We start from the raw sequence: 14,763 nt of genomic DNA, 5'->3' as shown, positions 1-14,763 counted from the left end.
GCATGGACGATTTGATCAAGGCCGACTGGCTGGGCGCGCCCGACCTGCAGGCCGTGTTTGACGCGCTCGAGCAGGAGGGCGATGCGGCACGGGTGGTCGGCGGAGCGGTGCGCAACACGCTGCTCGGCGTTCCCGTCAGCGATATCGACATCGCCACCACGGCCGAGCCTGCCACCGTCATCCGGCGGGTCGAGGCGGCGGGGCTGAAGGCGGTGCCGACCGGCGTCGACCATGGCACCGTAACGGTGGTCAGCGGCGGGCGCCCGTTCGAGGTCACCACCTTGCGCGAGGACGTGGAGACGCATGGACGGCACGCCACCGTGCGCTTCGGCCGCAACTGGCAGCACGATGCCGAGCGGCGCGACTTCACCATGAACGCGCTTTATGCCGCACGCGACGGCGCCCTGTTCGATCCGGTCGGCGGGTTGCCCGACCTTGCGGCGCGGCGGGTGCGGTTCATCGGCGAGGCGGACCGGCGCATCGGCGAGGACTACCTGCGCATCCTGCGCTTCTTCCGCTTTCATGCCCAATACGGCGAAGGCACGCCCGATGCCAAGGGACTGGCCGCCTGTGCCAGGCTGAAGGACGGGCTGTCCGGCCTTTCGGCCGAGCGCATCGGCATGGAAATGCGCAAGCTGGTCGGCGCGCGCGGCGCGGTCGCGACGCTGGAGGCGATGGCGGACGCCGGCATCATGCCGCTGGTGATGGTGCCGCATGGCGGGCTCGCCCCGTTCAGGGGCTTGCGGGCATTCGATGGGCTTGGCGCCAACACGCGCGAGCCGGCACTGGCGCTTGCTGCCCTCAGCGACGGAGGTGAAGCGGAGCTGGACGCGCTGGCCGACCGGCTGCGGCTGTCTAATGCCGAGCGGCGGCGGATGAAGGCGGCCCGACTTGCGGCCGACATGGCGCGCGCAAAGCCATGGAACACCGATCCTGAGGCCGTGCGCCTTGCAGCACTGGAGCTGCTCTACCGCCATGGCCGCGAGGCGGCGGGCGACGGTGTGCTGCTGGCCGCTGCCGAGGCGGGACTGGCCGCGGAGGATGCGGGCCTTCGCGCGCTGCTGGAGGCGGTGGCGGCACTCGATGTTCCAAGGCTGCCGGTCACGGGCGGCGACCTGACGAAGGCCGGCGTCGCACCGGGGCCGAAGGTCGGCGAGGGATTGCGGCTGGCCGAGAGCCGCTGGATCGACAGCGGCTTCTCGCTGGACCGGGCGGCGCTGGTTTCGGCGGTGCTCGGCCGGGCCTGAGACGGCTCGGGCACACAATCAGTCGTCGTCGGCGAATTCGCCCGTGATCTTCAGCCCCTCGACGCTGGTTGCGCCCTCGGTCTTGAGGATCGTGCGCGGTACGGCGCCCGCCTCGCGCGCCAGCGCCTCGGCGAAGTCCTGCGAATGGGTGACGATCCAGACCTGCGTGCGTTCGCAGGCCCGCGCCACGACACGGGCGAGCGGGGCCAGGAGCTCGGGATGCAGGCTCGCCTCAGGCTCGTTCAGCGCGATGAAAGCCGGCAGCCGGTAGGCGAGCAGCGCGCCGGCCAGCGCCAGATAGTTGAGCGTGCCGTCGGACAGCTCGCGGGCAGAGAAGTCGCGCGGCATGTCGGCAAAGCGCAGCGACAGGCGCGCCGTTCCCTCTACGACCTCGACCCCGAGGCGGGCGCCGGGAAAGGCATCGTCGATGGCGGTTTCCATGTCGCGGGCATCGCCCCGCACCAGGGTCAGCGTCGCAAGGACGGCGGCAAGGTCCGAGCCGTCGGACGAGAGGGTCGGCGTCGTCAGGGCAAGGGCGGGCTGGCGCAGCGGCGAGGCCTCGTCCGTACGAAAGCCGTGATAGAAGCGCCAGTCGGCGAAGGTGCGCCGCACGATGTCGAGCTCGGGAAAGCGGGCGCCGTCGCGAAAGGCACCGAGCGCCGTTTCCGAGCCGAGAAGCTCGTTCTCGTAGGTCAGCCTCGTGCCGTCGGCGGCGCGCAGCCAGGCCGTGGGGCCGCCGCGCTGCATCAACGTCACCTCGCGGGCGCCGGTGGCGAGCGTCAGGCTCTCTTCCTTGACCAGCGGTTCCAGCGGCAGCGCCGCATCCGAGATCTTGTTCGGCAGGCCGACCTCGATGGAATAGGTCATGTCGCCGAGCCGGGCCTTGAGGATCAACCGCACCGGCGCGCCGCGCTTGCGGGTGCCGGCCCACAGCACGCTCTCCACGCCCCCTTCCTCGGCGATGGCGCGGGTGATGCGGCCGAGGGCCGCCTGCTGCAGCAGGGAGAGGGCACGGTAGAGATTGGTCTTGCCGGTGCCGTTGCGGCCGACGAAGACGTTGAGCGCGCCGACGGGCATGTGCAGCGCGCGCAAGGAGCGGTAGCCGGTGACGGACAGGGATGTCAGCGGCGGCAAGGACATGGGATCAGCCTCGCCTCAGGGCCATTTCACCAAGGGCGGCATGGACGAGAGGATCGAGGCGACGTTGCCGCCGGTCTTCAGGCCGAAGATCGTGCCGCGGTCGTAGAGCAGGTTGTACTCAACGTAGCGCCCGCGGCGGATCAGCTGTTCCTCGCGCTCCGCCTCGCCCCAGGGCTTGTGGTAGTTGGCGCGCACGAGCTTGGGATAGATGTCGAGGAAGGCGTGGCCGACATCCTGGGTAAAGGCGAAATCCGCGTCCCAGTCGCCGGAGTTGAGATAATCGTAGAAGATGCCGCCGATGCCGCGCGCCTCGTTGCGGTGCTTGAGGAAGAAGTACTCGTCGCACCACTTCTTGTAGCGGGGATAGTCGGCGACCGCGTGGGCCGCGCAGGCGCCCTGCATGGCTGCGTGGAAGGCGAGCGTGTCGGCGTCCTCCTGGGTGCGGCGGGCATCCAGCACCGGCGTCAGGTCGGCGCCGCCGCCGAACCACTGGCGGGTGGTGACCACCATGCGGGTGTTCATGTGCACCGCCGGCACATGCGGATTGTGCATGTGGGCGATCAGCGAGATGCCGGACGCCCAGAAGCGCGGATCCTCCGAGGCGCCGGGGATCTGGCCGCGGAACTCGGGCGAGAACTCGCCGTGAACGGTGGAGATGTGGACGCCGACCTTTTCGAAGACCCGCCCCTTCATCATCGACATGATGCCGCCGCCGCCCTTGGCCCCGGTCGAATCGGTGCGCTCCCAGGGCGTGCGCTCGAAGCGGCCGGCCGGCTCATCGGCAAGCTCGCCCGGCAGGGCGGCGTGCTCGGCGGCATCGTCCTCGATCGCCTCGAAGGCAGCGCAGATGCGGTCGCGCAGGCTGCGGAACCAGGTCTCGGCCTGGACCTTCTTGTCGTCGATCCCGTCCGGAATGGCGCCCCCGCGCGTCTCGCCGCTGGTTTCCGTGGTTGCTGCGCTCATTCCTGAAATCCTCGTCCTATGGGGCGTCCTGTCCCCGCTTCATGGCAGAACTCATTGCCCGGTGGAAGGGGAGGCGGGGGAGAGAGGGGGAAAGGCGCCGGTTTGACGCAGCGCCTCGCCGAGCACGATGGCGGCGGTGATCGCCACGTTCAGCGAGCGCATGCCGGCGACCATCGGCACGGTGACACGGGCATCGGCAAGGGCATGGACGTCTTGCGGAACACCGGAGGATTCGCGCCCGAACATCAGCAGGTCGCTCTCCTCGAACGCATGGGAAAGATGCGAGGTCGCCCCGGAAGTGGTCAGCAGCACCAGCCGGCGGTCTTGCTCCCTGCGCCAGGCCTCGAAGGCGGGAAAGTCGACATGGCGGACCATGGCGGCGCGCTCCAGATAGTCCATGCCGGCGCGGCGCAGGGCATGATCGGACAGGGGGAAGCCGGCCGGCTCGATCACATGCACGGTCACCCCGAGACAGGCCCCGAGCCGCAGGATCGTGCCGGTGTTCTGCGGAATGTCGGGCTGGAAAAGCACAAGGTCGGGCATGCGCGTAAGGTCCGGACTTGGAAGCGGGGCGAGGTGCCCCATATGCAGTTGCGGGCAGCGCCATCCGCCTGCATCCTGCCGGCGCAGACCGTAGCCTTTCGCCATCGGTTGCCGACTGTTTTCCGGGGCTGTTTCCCGGGCAGGCTTTCGGGCGCACCTCCCTTGCGCCCCTTCTTGCCCGCGCCTCGCCCTCCCGGCAACAGCAAAGGACCCGCCCTCCGTGCTCGAAAGACTTTACGCCTGGTTCGAAGGGCGGCTCGACCCGCTGGCCCCGCTCCCCGACCGTCCGGTGCCGAGCACGGGTTTCGGCTATCTGTGGTTCTTCGTCTCGCAGGCGCGGCTGACCTTTCTCGTGATGCTGGTGCTCGGCGGCATCACCGCCTTGATCGAGGCGGCGCTCTACGTCTTCGTCGGCGACCTGGTCGACATGATGCAGGCCGGAACGCGGGCCGACTTTATTTCCGAGAACGCGACGATCCTGATCCTGATGGGCCTGACCGTGCTGGTGGTCCGCCCGCTCATCGCCGCGCTCACCGCGCTGGTGGAAGAGCAGGTCGTGGTGCCCGGCTTCTTCAACCTGGTGCGCATGCAGGGCCACGCGCAGGTGGTGGGCAAGTCGCTGGCCTATTTCCAGGATGAGTTCGCGGGGCGCATCTCGCAGAAGGTCTGGCAGTCGGGACAGGCGGCCGGCGACTTCATGGTCAGTCTGCTGCAGATCATCTGGTTCATCGTCGTCTTCGCGGTGTCGACGCTGGCGCTGGTGACCGCGCTCGATCCGTGGTTCGGCCTGGTGGTGGCGCTGTGGCTGGTCGGCTTTGCCGGGCTGGCCGTGATCTATGTGCCGCGCATCCGCAAGTCCGCCAAGGACAGCGCCCATGCCTCGTCCGGGGTGACGGGGCGGTTCGTCGACACCTACGGCAACATCCAGACGATCAAGCTGTTCAGCGATACCGAGCGCGAGGGGATCGGCACCCGCGAGAGCTACGAGACCTTCCTTGTCGCGATCCGCCGGTTCACCCGCACGCTGACGGCGGTGCGCAGCGTGATGAGCGTGCTGTCGGGCGTGATGATCGCCGCCATCGGCGTGCTGGCGGTGTTCGCCTGGGAGGCGGGCCGGGTGACCACCGGCGACGTGGCGCTGGTGCTGGGACTGATGCTGCGGCTCAACGTGCTGCTGGGCCGGCTGCTCGGCACGCTCAACGGGCTGTTCCGGGCGCTGGGCACGCTGCAGGACAGCGCCGAGACGATCACCCGGCCGGTGACCGTGACCGACCGGCCGCAGGCACCGGCGCTGCGGGTGGAGGCCGGGCGGATCGATTTCGAGGGCGTGCGCTTTCACTACGGCAAGAAGGGCGGGGTGATCGAGGACCTGACGACGACGATCCGGCCGGGCGAGCGGGTGGGGCTGGTCGGACGCTCGGGGGCGGGCAAGTCGACGCTGGTGAACCTCTTGCTGCGCTTCTACGACGTGGAGAGCGGACGCATCCTGATCGACGGGCAGGATATTTCCGCGGTGACGCAGGCGAGCTTGCGCGCGCAGATCGGCATGGTGACGCAGGATACATCGCTGCTGCACCGCTCGATCCGCGACAATATCGGCCTGGGAGCGAGGTACGCGGACGAGACGGCAATCCGCGAGGCGGCACGGCGTGCGCATGCGCTCGACTTTATCGAGGCGCTGGCCGACAGCCGCGGCCGCACCGGCTTCGATGCGCGGGTCGGCGAGCGGGGCGTGAAGCTGTCCGGCGGTCAGCGCCAGCGCATCGCCATTGCGCGGGTCCTGCTGAAGAACGCACCGATCCTGGTGCTGGACGAGGCGACCTCGGCGCTCGATTCCGAGGTTGAGGCGGCGATCCAGGAGAGCCTGAACGAGCTGATGGCCGGCAAGACGGTGATCGCCATCGCGCACCGGCTGTCGACGATCGCGGCGATGGACCGCCTGATCGTGCTGGACGAGGGACGGGTCGCCGAGGAAGGGCGCCACGAGGATCTCATCGCGCGCGGCGGGCTCTATGCCGAGTTGTGGGCACGCCAGTCCGGCGGCTTTCTGGCCGTCGACGAGGAGGGCACGGAAGAGGTGGTTTAGGCCGCTCTCCTGCAGGCATGCGCGAGAATGTTGCCCCGTGCTGGTCGGGGCCTGTGCGAGAACGTTGCCCCGCGCTGGCCAAGACCAGCGCGAGAACGTTGCATGAACGCAACAGTGCCTCGTCTTCAATCATTCGGGTTCGAATTGTCGCTTTGCAACCGACGGTCATCGTGTATGGTCGCCGGTGTCGGTTTCCTGGCATCCTCAGCGTCGATGACGCGGATGCGCGGGCACACCGGCCGGCGGACGCCCGTTCGCCTTTGAGCCCGCAGGTCATACCAGGTCGCAACAGCAAGGAGGGAGTGCATGATGGCATTTATCGCAGTCAATTTCCGCACCTCCATGTGCGCCCTCGCTCCGGTTGCCGGGGCACCAATGACCGGATCTGCGGTGCGCGGCGCTTAGGCCGCCAGCTTTTCCAGCCAGTCTAGTTTTCCCCTTCGATCCGGCTCCGGCCGGTTCCCTGCCTGTCCCGTCCCGCACGCAATTCGCCGATCCGCGGCGAATGCACTGGTCTTTACGTCCGTGTCCGTTGCGGGACTGTCCGATGCCGAGTTCCGCAGGAGCTTACCCATGGACTCCCGTTTTCCGCTCGATCCGTTCGCGCGGCCCGAAACCCCGCTGTCGCAAGCCAGCGGTGCCCGCGATCGCAACCAGAGCCCCGGCCATGGCAAGGGGCGCCTGACCGATGCCGTGCTTGTCGTCGGCGCCACGGTCGGGCTGACCTTGTCGTTGTCGCTTGCGCTCTTCGTGCCGCAGGCCCTGCAGGAGTTCGACCGCCTCGATGCGGTCGTCTCCGCCGGCGTCAGCGTGCCCGCAACCGAGTTCGCCGAAAGGCTGTTCACCCTGTTTCTGGGACTGACGGTGCTTGCCGCCGCCGTGTCCGCGTTCATCCTGTCGGTGCTGATGACACCGGCAGCGGAGCGTCCGGTGTTTCCAGCCGGACGGCACGCGGTAAAGCGGCGGACGGATCGCACGCGCAGGTCTCACGAGGATCTTCCCAATGTTCGACCGGTTTGAAAAACTCATCGACCCGTTCCGGGAGCAGCCGGTAACGGCGCCTCCCGCCGGGCTGCTGGCCTTCTGTTGGCACTACACGCGGCCGATCTGGCCGATCCTGCTGTGCGTGTGCCTGCTGGGCACGGCCGTCGCCATCTTCGAGGTGATGGTCTTCTCGTTCCTCGGCGACCTGGTGAACTGGCTGTCGACGGCGGATCGCGAGACCTTCTTTGAGGACAATGCCGGGCGGCTCGTCTGGATGGGCGTGGTGATCCTGGTGATCATGCCGGCGCTGTCGCTGGCGTGGGAACTGGTGTTCCACCAGACGCTGCTCGGCAACTATCCGATGGCGATCCGCTGGCAGGTGCATCGCTACCTGCTGCGCCAGAGCATCGGCTTCTACCAGAACGACTTCGCCGGCCGTATCGCTACCAAGGTGATGCAGACGGCGCTGGCGGTGCGCGAGGTCGTGACCCGCGTTCTCGACGTGCTGGTCTATGTGTCGGTCTACTTCGTCTCGGCGGTGCTGCTGATCGGCGAGTCGAATGTGCGGCTGGCCGTGCCGCTGATGCTCTGGTTCCTCGCCTATCTGGCGGTTCTGGTCTTCTTCGTGCCGCGGCTGAAGCAGCTGTCGCAGGTGCAGGCCGACGCGCGCTCGCTGATGACCGGACGCGTGGTCGATGCCTATACCAACATCTCCACGGTGAAGCTGTTCTCCCACACCGACCGGGAGGAAGACTACGCCCGCTCGTCCATGTGGGACTTCCTGAAGACCGTATACCGGCAGATGCGGCTGGTGACGGTGCTCAACACGGTGCTGCACACGATCAACGTGCTGCTACTGTTCGGCATCGGCGCGGTGTCCATCTATCTGTGGCAGGCCCGGGCGGTAACCACCGGCGATGTTGCGGTGGCGGTGGCCTTGGTGCTGCGCCTGCACGGCATGTCGCAGTGGATCTTGTGGGAAGTGTCGGGCCTGTTCGAGAATATCGGCACGGTGCAGGACGGCATCACCACGATCTCGCGCGAGCGGGAGGTGACGGACCGGCCGCAGGCTCCGGCGCTGGCCGTGACGAAGGGTGCGATCGCGTTCGAGGCCGTGCGCTTCCACTACGGCAAGGAGTCCGGCGTCATCGACCAACTCGACCTGACGATCCGTCCGGGCGAGAAGGTCGGCGTCGTCGGGCGCTCGGGAGCGGGCAAGTCGACGCTGGTGAACCTGCTGCTGCGCTTCTATGACGTGGAAAGCGGGCGCATCCTGATCGACGGGCAGGACATTGCCTCGGTGACGCAGGCGAGCCTGCGCGCACAGATCGGCATGGTGACGCAGGATACTTCGCTGCTGCATCGCTCGGTGCTCGACAACATCGTCTACGGCAAGCCCGGCGCGGGCGAGCAGGAGGCGATGGAGGCGGCGCGGCGGGCCCATGCGGCCGGCTTCATCAACAGCCTGGAGGACCCGGAAGGGCGCAAAGGGCTGATGGCGCATGTCGGCGAGCGGGGCGTGAAGCTGTCCGGCGGCCAGCGTCAGCGGATCGCCATTGCCCGGGTCCTGCTGAAGAACGCGCCGATCCTGGTGCTGGACGAGGCGACCTCGGCGCTCGATTCGGAGGTCGAGGCGGCGATCCAGGAGAGCCTGAACGAGCTGATGGCCGGCAAGACGGTGATCGCCATCGCCCACCGGCTATCGACGATCGCGGCGATGGATCGCCTGATCGTCATGGATCGCGGGCGGATCGTCGAGGATGGCGGGCACGAGGACCTTCTGGCGCGCGGCGGGCTCTATGCCAGCCTGTGGAGCCGGCAGTCGGGAGGCTTCATCGACAGCGGTCGCGAGGCGGTGTGATACCGCCCGCGGCCGTCGCGGCGCCCGCATGGCTAAAATCGGGCGTGATTGCTGCAATCATTGGGCAAAAAACCGCGACAAAGAGTCGTCTACACCGATGATCATCTGGACAAGCGCGGGCAAGGGTGCCAATAACAGCCCCGCTTGGAAAGATGCGGACAGCCGCATCTGCCGCCCAGACGACGCACTCCGCCGACCTTCGTCCCCGTTTCGGCCGGGCCAGGGACGGCGGCGTTTGCCGTTCTCGTCGGGCAAATAGGTTAAAAGAGGACGCGACCTTGGCACAGCAGGATACGGTCGAACCCACTCGCCGCGATTTCCTCTATATCGCGACCGGTGCGATGGGGGCGGTTGGCGCAGCCGCGCTCGCATGGCCTTTCATCGACCAGATGAACCCGGATGCGTCTGCCCTGTCGCTGGCCTCCATCGAGGTCGACGTCTCGGCGATCGAGGAGGGGCAGGAAATCAAGGTGATGTGGCGCGGCAAGCCGGTTTTCATCCGCAACCGCAGCGCCAAGGAAGTCGAGGAGGCGAACGCCGTCCCGATTTCCGATCTTCCCGACACGAACGCGCGCAATGCCAACCTTGCCGCCGACGCGCAGGCGACCGATGCCAACCGCGGCGTCGAAGGTCGCGAGGCGCTGATCGTCATGGTCGGCGTCTGCACCCATCTTGGCTGCATTCCGCTCGGTCAGTCCGGTGATTTCGGCGGCTGGTTCTGCCCCTGCCACGGCTCGCACTACGATACGGCCGGCCGCATCCGCAAGGGACCCGCGCCCGAGAATCTCCTGATCCCGCCGTTCGAGTTCATCTCGGACAACGTGATTCAGATCGGTTGATACGCGGCAATCCACAGGAGAGGCAGCCATGGCTGGACATTCCAATTACGTGCCGCAGAGCGCGGCGGCTAAGTGGCTCGAGAGCCGCCTGCCGGTTATTTCGCTCGTTCGCGGTTCCTTCGTCGACTTCCCCACCCCGAAGAACCTCAACTACTGGTGGACCTTCGGCGGTATCCTGTTCTTCGTGCTGATCGCGCAGATCATCACCGGCATCGTGCTGGTGATGCACTACACGCCGAACACCGCGATGGCCTTCGCGTCCGTCGAGCACATCATGCGCGACGTGAACTTCGGCTGGCTGCTGCGCTATCTGCACGCCAACGGCGCGTCGATGTTCTTCATCGCCGTGTTCATCCACATGTTCCGCGGCATGTATTACGGCTCCTACAAGGCGCCGCGCGAGATCTCGTGGATCCTCGGCGTCGTGATCTTCCTGATCATGATGGCGACCGCGTTCATGGGCTACGTGCTGCCCTGGGGCCAGATGTCCTTCTGGGGCGCCACCGTGATCACCAACCTGTTCTCGGCGCTGCCGCTGGTCGGCGAGCCGATCGTGAACTGGCTGTGGGGTGGCTTCGCCGTCGACAATCCGACGCTGAACCGCTTCTTCTCGCTGCACTACCTGCTGCCGTTCATGATCTTCGGCGTGGTTCTGCTGCACGTGTGGGCGTTCCACACCACCGGCAACAACAACCCGACGGGCATCAACCCGAAGACCAAGCAGGACACGATCCCTTTCCACCCGTACTACACGGTGAAGGACCTGTTCGCGATCGTGGTGTTCATGATCCTGTTCGCCTACTTCGTGTTCTACATCCCGAACTTCCTGGGTCACGCCGACAACTACATCGAAGCAAACCCGCTGGTCACTCCGACGCACATTGTTCCCGAGTGGTACTTCCTGCCGTTCTACGCGATCCTGCGCGCGGTTCCGGACAAGCTCGGCGGCGTCATCCTGATGTTCGGCTCGATCGCGGTGATGTTCGTCCTGCCGTGGCTCGACACCTCGAAGGTCCGTTCGGGCACCTACCGTCCGCTGTTCAAGCAGTTCTTCTGGATCTTCGCCGCTGTCTGCGTCGGTCTCGGCTACCTCGGCGCCATGCCGGCGGAAGGCGGCTACGTGATCGCGGCCCGTATCCTGACGGCCTATTATTTCGCTCACTTCCTGATCATCCTGCCGCTGCTGGGCTTCCTTGAGAAGCCGAAGGAGCTGCCGGCCTCGATCTCGGAAGCCGTGCTCAGCGGCGGCGGCAAGCCGGCCGGTGCGGTCGCGGCGCCGGAAACGAAGTGAACCACGGACGGGATTGGGAGTTCTCCTCAATGAAGACGATGATCAAATCCGTGCGTGGCGCCCTGCTGGCCGTGGCCGCAATGGCGGTCGCCGCACCGGCAATGGCCGCGGGCCAAGCCCCGCACATCGAACGCCAGCAGTGGTCGTTCTCCGGCCCCTTCGGCCAGTACGACAAGGCCCAGCTGCAGCGCGGCTTCAAGGTCTACAAGGAGGTTTGCGCCTCCTGTCACGGCGCACGGCTGCTCTCCTTCCGCAACCTGGCGGAAGAGGGCGGCCCGGGCTTCACCGAAGACCAGGTCAAGGCAGTTGCCGCCGAGTACACGGTCATGAAGGGCCCGAACGACGACGGCGAGATGGAGGAGGTCGCAGCGATCCCTTCCGACCGCTGGCCTTCGCCGTTCCCGAACGAGCAGGCGGCCCGTGCCGCCAATGGCGGCGCCTATCCGCCGGACTTCTCGACGCTGGCAAAGGCTCGTGCCGTCGCCAGCGGCTTCCCGGGCTTCGTGTTCGACATGTTCACGCAGTACCAGGAGCACGGCCCGGACTACATCTACAACCTGCTGACGGGCTACAAGGACGCGCCGGCCTGTTTCGGCGAGGATTTCTCGGGCTACTATAACGAGAAGTTCATCGGCGGCTCGATCACCAATGAGGAATGCCACGGCCAGCCCCTGACCGGTGGCCCGATCGGCATGGCGCCGCCGCTGTCCGACGAGCAGGTCGAGTACACCGACGGCACGCCGATGACCGTGGACCAGTACGCCCACGACGTCTCTGCCTTCATGATGTGGGTTGCCGAGCCGAAGCTCGAGGAGCGCAAGAGCATGGGCTTCCGCGTGATGATCTTCCTGGTCATCTTCGCTTCGCTCCTCTACTTCACCAAGAAGTCGATCTGGCGCGACGTCGAGCACTAAGCGGCCCCGACGAAAGTCCTGAAAAACCGGCCGCCGGAGCAATCCGGCGGCCTTTTCATGTCCGCTTCCCGGTTGACGGGCGGGGCGGGAATGCTATCGCAGCAGGCACGGCAGAGGAGTTGCGCGGATGAACAAGGCTGTACTGGGTGTGATCGGCGGATCGGGGCTTTACGACCTGCCGGCGCTTGAAGGCGCGGAATGGGTCGAGGTCGCAAGCCCCTGGGGCGAGCCGTCGGATGCGGTGCGGATCGGCGAGATCGACGGCCTGAAGGTCGTCTTCCTGCCGCGTCATGGCCGTGGCCACCGCTACGCGCCCTCCGACATCAACTACCGCGCAAATATCGACGTGATGAAGCGCTGCGGCGTGACCTCGCTGGTTTCGGTCTCGGCCGTCGGTTCGCTCAACGAGGCGATGGCGCCGGGGCATTTCGTGCTGGTCGACCAGTTCATCGACCGTACCTTCGCGCGGGCAAAGAGCTTCTTCGGCAAGGGCTGCGTCGCCCATGTGTCGATGGCCGAGCCGGTCTCGCCGGGCCTTGTCGGCCATATCGCGGCGGCGGCCGAGGCGGAGGATCTGACCTTCCACCGGGGCGGCACGTATCTGGCCATGGAAGGCCCGCAGTTCTCCTCGCTGGCGGAGAGCAATCTCTACCGGAGCTGGAACTGCGACGTCATCGGCATGACCAACATGCCGGAGGCGAAGCTCGCGCGCGAGGCGGAGATCTGCTACGCGACGGTCGCCATGGTCACCGACTACGACAGCTGGCATCCCAACCACGGGTCGGTCGACATCCAGTCGATCATCAAGGTTCTGCACGACAATGCGGACAATGCCCGCCGGCTGGTCGCGCGGCTGGCGCAGGACCTGCCGCGCACGCATGAGGCGTGTCCGGTCGGCTCCGACACGGCACTGGAATACGCGTTGATGACGGCACCGGAGGCGCGCGATCCCGAGCTGGTGGCGAAGCTGGACGCGGTCGCCGGCCGCGTGCTCTCCCGCTGAGGCGACCAAGGCGCTGCGAACGAAACCGCTTTGCCGAACCGGCGAATGTGGCAAACTCCCTTACCAAACGGTCGCGCGGCTGCCTGTCGGGCACGCGCGCCCCAAGCAACAAGACGGACGTGCAATGACGACTGAGACGGTCTCGCAGGAACTGACGGCGGCGATCCGCACCATCGTGGATTATCCCAAGCCGGGCATCCTGTTTCGCGACATCACCACGCTGCTCGGCAATGCGCGGGCGTTCCGCCGTGCGGTCGATGCGCTGGTGCAGCCCTGGGCCGGCTCCAAGGTCGACCAGGTCGCGGGCATCGAGGCGCGCGGCTTCATCCTCGGCGGCGCGGTGGCGCATCAGCTGTCCTCCGGCTTCGTGCCGATCCGCAAGAAGGGCAAGCTGCCGCATGAGACAGTGCGCATCGCCTATTCGCTGGAATACGGTCTCGACGAGATGGAGATGCATAAGGATGCGATCCGTCCGGGCGAGAAGGTAATCCTGGTGGACGACCTGATCGCGACCGGCGGAACGGCGGAAGCAGCGACCAAGCTGCTGCAGCAGATGGGCGCCGAGGTGGTCTCGGCCTGTTTCATCGTCGATCTGCCGGATCTCGGCGGGCGGGCGCGACTGGAAGCCCTTGGCGTTCCGGTGCGCACGCTGGTGGAATTTCCGGGCCATTGACCGGGCAGGGCACCCGCGACCCGGCCCACGTTGATGGGCAAGGCGGCGGGGTGCCGGCGTTCGACGATGCCTTTCTGACCGGCTTCCAGACATTGCTGGCTTGGCGTCGGGACGTGCGGCGGTTCGATCCGCGCGCCCTGCCGGACGGGCTTCTGGAAACGCTGCTGGCACAGGCGCATATGTCGCCGTCGGTCGGCAACAGCCAGCCCTGGCGCTTCGTGCTGGTCGACGACCCTGCCCGGCGCGAGGCGGTGCGGGGCAGCTTTCTCGCCGCGAATGCCGACGCGCTTGCGTCCTATGACGGCGAGCGGGCCGAGCTCTATGCCCGGCTGAAGCTGGAAGGGCTGACGGTCGCGCCGGTGCAGCTGGCCGTCTTCTGCGACGAGGGCACAGATCAGGGCGAGGGCCTCGGCCGGCGGACCATGCCGGAAATGCTCGCATACTCCTGCGTATGTGCCGTCAACACGCTGTGGCTGGCCACACGGGCGCGGGGCATCGGCCTTGGCTGGGTGTCGATCATCGATCCTGCGGAGGTGGCGCAAGCGCTGGACGTGCCGGGCAGCTGGCGGTTGATCGCCTATCTGTGCATCGGCTATCCGCAGGAGGAGCACGACGATCCGGAACTGGAGCGTGCCGGCTGGCAGGCACGGCAGGGGCTCGGCGAACGGCTGTTCCGGCGCTAATCTTTCGTACAAGTCTGGCGGGCGCGGTGCCCGCCCATCACGAGGACGCTGTCATGACCGTAACCATTCGTGCCACGACGGAGGACGACCACGCGGCGATGGTCGAGCTTTTGACCCGACGATGGACCAGCCCGGATATCCTGATCGAGGGCGAGATGATCGATGCCTCGCGCCTGCCCGGCTTCATCGCGGTGGACGAGGAGGAGGAGATCGTGGGTCTCGTCACGCTGATCCAGCGGGAGAGCGAGTGGGAGATCCTGACGCTCGATTCGCTGAACCGCTGGGGCGGGGTCGGCACGCTGCTGCTCAAGGCGGTGGCCGGAGCTGCCGTGGAAAACGGGATCCGCCGGCTGCTGGTGCGCACCTCCAACGACAATCTCGACGCCTTCCGCTTCTACCAGCGCCGCGACTTCCGGCTGGAGAAGATTGTCCCCGGCGCGATCGACGAGGAGCGCAAGCTGAAGCCGGAGATCCCGATGCTCGGCGAATACGGCATTCCGATCCGCGACGAGGTGGTCTTCGCCAGGGCGCTCTAA

Annotated in this window: 14 protein-coding genes; 11 read left to right on the top strand and 3 right to left on the bottom strand. The window is 66.8% G+C overall.

Translation table 11 applies throughout. The annotated features are described in order from the left end of the window. Positions 1-2: 2 nt before the first annotated feature. Positions 3-1,247, top strand: a complete 1,245-nt coding sequence (locus tag ACVJ6E_RS12590; RefSeq protein ID WP_120266997.1) for a CCA tRNA nucleotidyltransferase — start codon at positions 3-5, stop codon at positions 1,245-1,247. Positions 1,248-1,265: 18 nt separating this feature from the next. Here ACVJ6E_RS12590 and ACVJ6E_RS12585 read toward each other — a convergent pair whose 3' ends face one another. The 3 genes from ACVJ6E_RS12585 to ACVJ6E_RS12575 are packed head-to-tail and all read right to left on the bottom strand — an operon-like array spanning position 1,266 to position 3,893. Continuing rightward, positions 1,266-2,387, bottom strand: a complete 1,122-nt coding sequence (locus tag ACVJ6E_RS12585) for an AAA family ATPase (RefSeq protein ID WP_120266998.1) — start codon at positions 2,385-2,387, stop codon at positions 1,266-1,268. Between the two features lie 15 nt (positions 2,388-2,402). Continuing rightward, entirely contained in the window at positions 2,403-3,350 is a 948-nt protein-coding gene (gene hemF / locus ACVJ6E_RS12580; protein WP_120266999.1) for an oxygen-dependent coproporphyrinogen oxidase, read from the bottom strand. A gap of 51 nt (positions 3,351-3,401) precedes the next feature. Then, complete coding sequence (locus ACVJ6E_RS12575; RefSeq protein ID WP_120267000.1) at positions 3,402-3,893, bottom strand: tRNA (cytidine(34)-2'-O)-methyltransferase; 492 nt, start codon at positions 3,891-3,893, stop codon at positions 3,402-3,404. Positions 3,894-4,113: 220 nt separating this feature from the next. On the opposite strand from ACVJ6E_RS12575, the gene ACVJ6E_RS12570 reads away from it, so the two are divergent. The 10 genes from ACVJ6E_RS12570 to ACVJ6E_RS12525 all read left to right on the top strand — a co-directional run bounded on the left by ACVJ6E_RS12570 (position 4,114) and on the right by ACVJ6E_RS12525 (position 14,763). Beyond that, positions 4,114-5,979 (top strand): ABC transporter ATP-binding protein, encoded by a 1,866-nt coding sequence (locus tag ACVJ6E_RS12570; RefSeq protein ID WP_491676464.1) that lies wholly within the window; start codon positions 4,114-4,116, stop codon positions 5,977-5,979. A gap of 573 nt (positions 5,980-6,552) precedes the next feature. Next, complete coding sequence (locus ACVJ6E_RS12565) at positions 6,553-6,999, top strand: hypothetical protein (RefSeq protein WP_120267001.1); 447 nt, start codon at positions 6,553-6,555, stop codon at positions 6,997-6,999. Continuing rightward, positions 6,983-8,824 carry an ABC transporter ATP-binding protein gene (locus ACVJ6E_RS12560; RefSeq protein WP_120267002.1) on the top strand — a complete coding sequence of 614 codons (1,842 nt, stop codon included), beginning with the start codon at positions 6,983-6,985 and terminating at the stop codon, positions 8,822-8,824. Before ACVJ6E_RS12565 ends, ACVJ6E_RS12560 begins: the two co-directional genes overlap by 17 nt. A 278-nt stretch (positions 8,825-9,102) precedes the next feature. After that, complete coding sequence (gene petA / locus ACVJ6E_RS12555) at positions 9,103-9,663, top strand: ubiquinol-cytochrome c reductase iron-sulfur subunit (protein WP_491676463.1); 561 nt, start codon at positions 9,103-9,105, stop codon at positions 9,661-9,663. 28 nt (positions 9,664-9,691) lie between these two features. Beyond that, on the top strand, positions 9,692-10,954 hold the full coding sequence (locus ACVJ6E_RS12550; protein WP_120267004.1) for a cytochrome b: 1,263 nt from the start codon (positions 9,692-9,694) through the stop codon (positions 10,952-10,954). Positions 10,955-10,983: 29 nt separating this feature from the next. Next, entirely contained in the window at positions 10,984-11,868 is an 885-nt protein-coding gene (locus ACVJ6E_RS12545) for a cytochrome c1 (protein WP_120267005.1), read from the top strand. Positions 11,869-11,995: 127 nt separating this feature from the next. Next, the gene (locus ACVJ6E_RS12540) at positions 11,996-12,871 is read left to right on the top strand and encodes an S-methyl-5'-thioadenosine phosphorylase (protein WP_120267006.1); all 876 of its coding nucleotides are present in this window, start codon (positions 11,996-11,998) and stop codon (positions 12,869-12,871) included. A gap of 124 nt (positions 12,872-12,995) precedes the next feature. Then, complete coding sequence (locus ACVJ6E_RS12535) at positions 12,996-13,544, top strand: adenine phosphoribosyltransferase (protein WP_120267007.1); 549 nt, start codon at positions 12,996-12,998, stop codon at positions 13,542-13,544. A 50-nt stretch (positions 13,545-13,594) separates the two neighbouring features. Continuing rightward, positions 13,595-14,227 carry a 5,6-dimethylbenzimidazole synthase gene (gene bluB / locus ACVJ6E_RS12530; RefSeq protein ID WP_120267008.1) on the top strand — a complete coding sequence of 211 codons (633 nt, stop codon included), beginning with the start codon at positions 13,595-13,597 and terminating at the stop codon, positions 14,225-14,227. Positions 14,228-14,280: 53 nt separating this feature from the next. Next, positions 14,281-14,763, top strand: coding sequence for a GNAT family N-acetyltransferase (locus ACVJ6E_RS12525; protein ID WP_120267009.1), 483 nt, complete (start codon positions 14,281-14,283; stop codon positions 14,761-14,763).

It is taken from the genome of Stappia sp. G46H5W (assembly GCF_058448995.1).
This window is presented reverse-complemented; position numbering and strand designations above follow the sequence as displayed.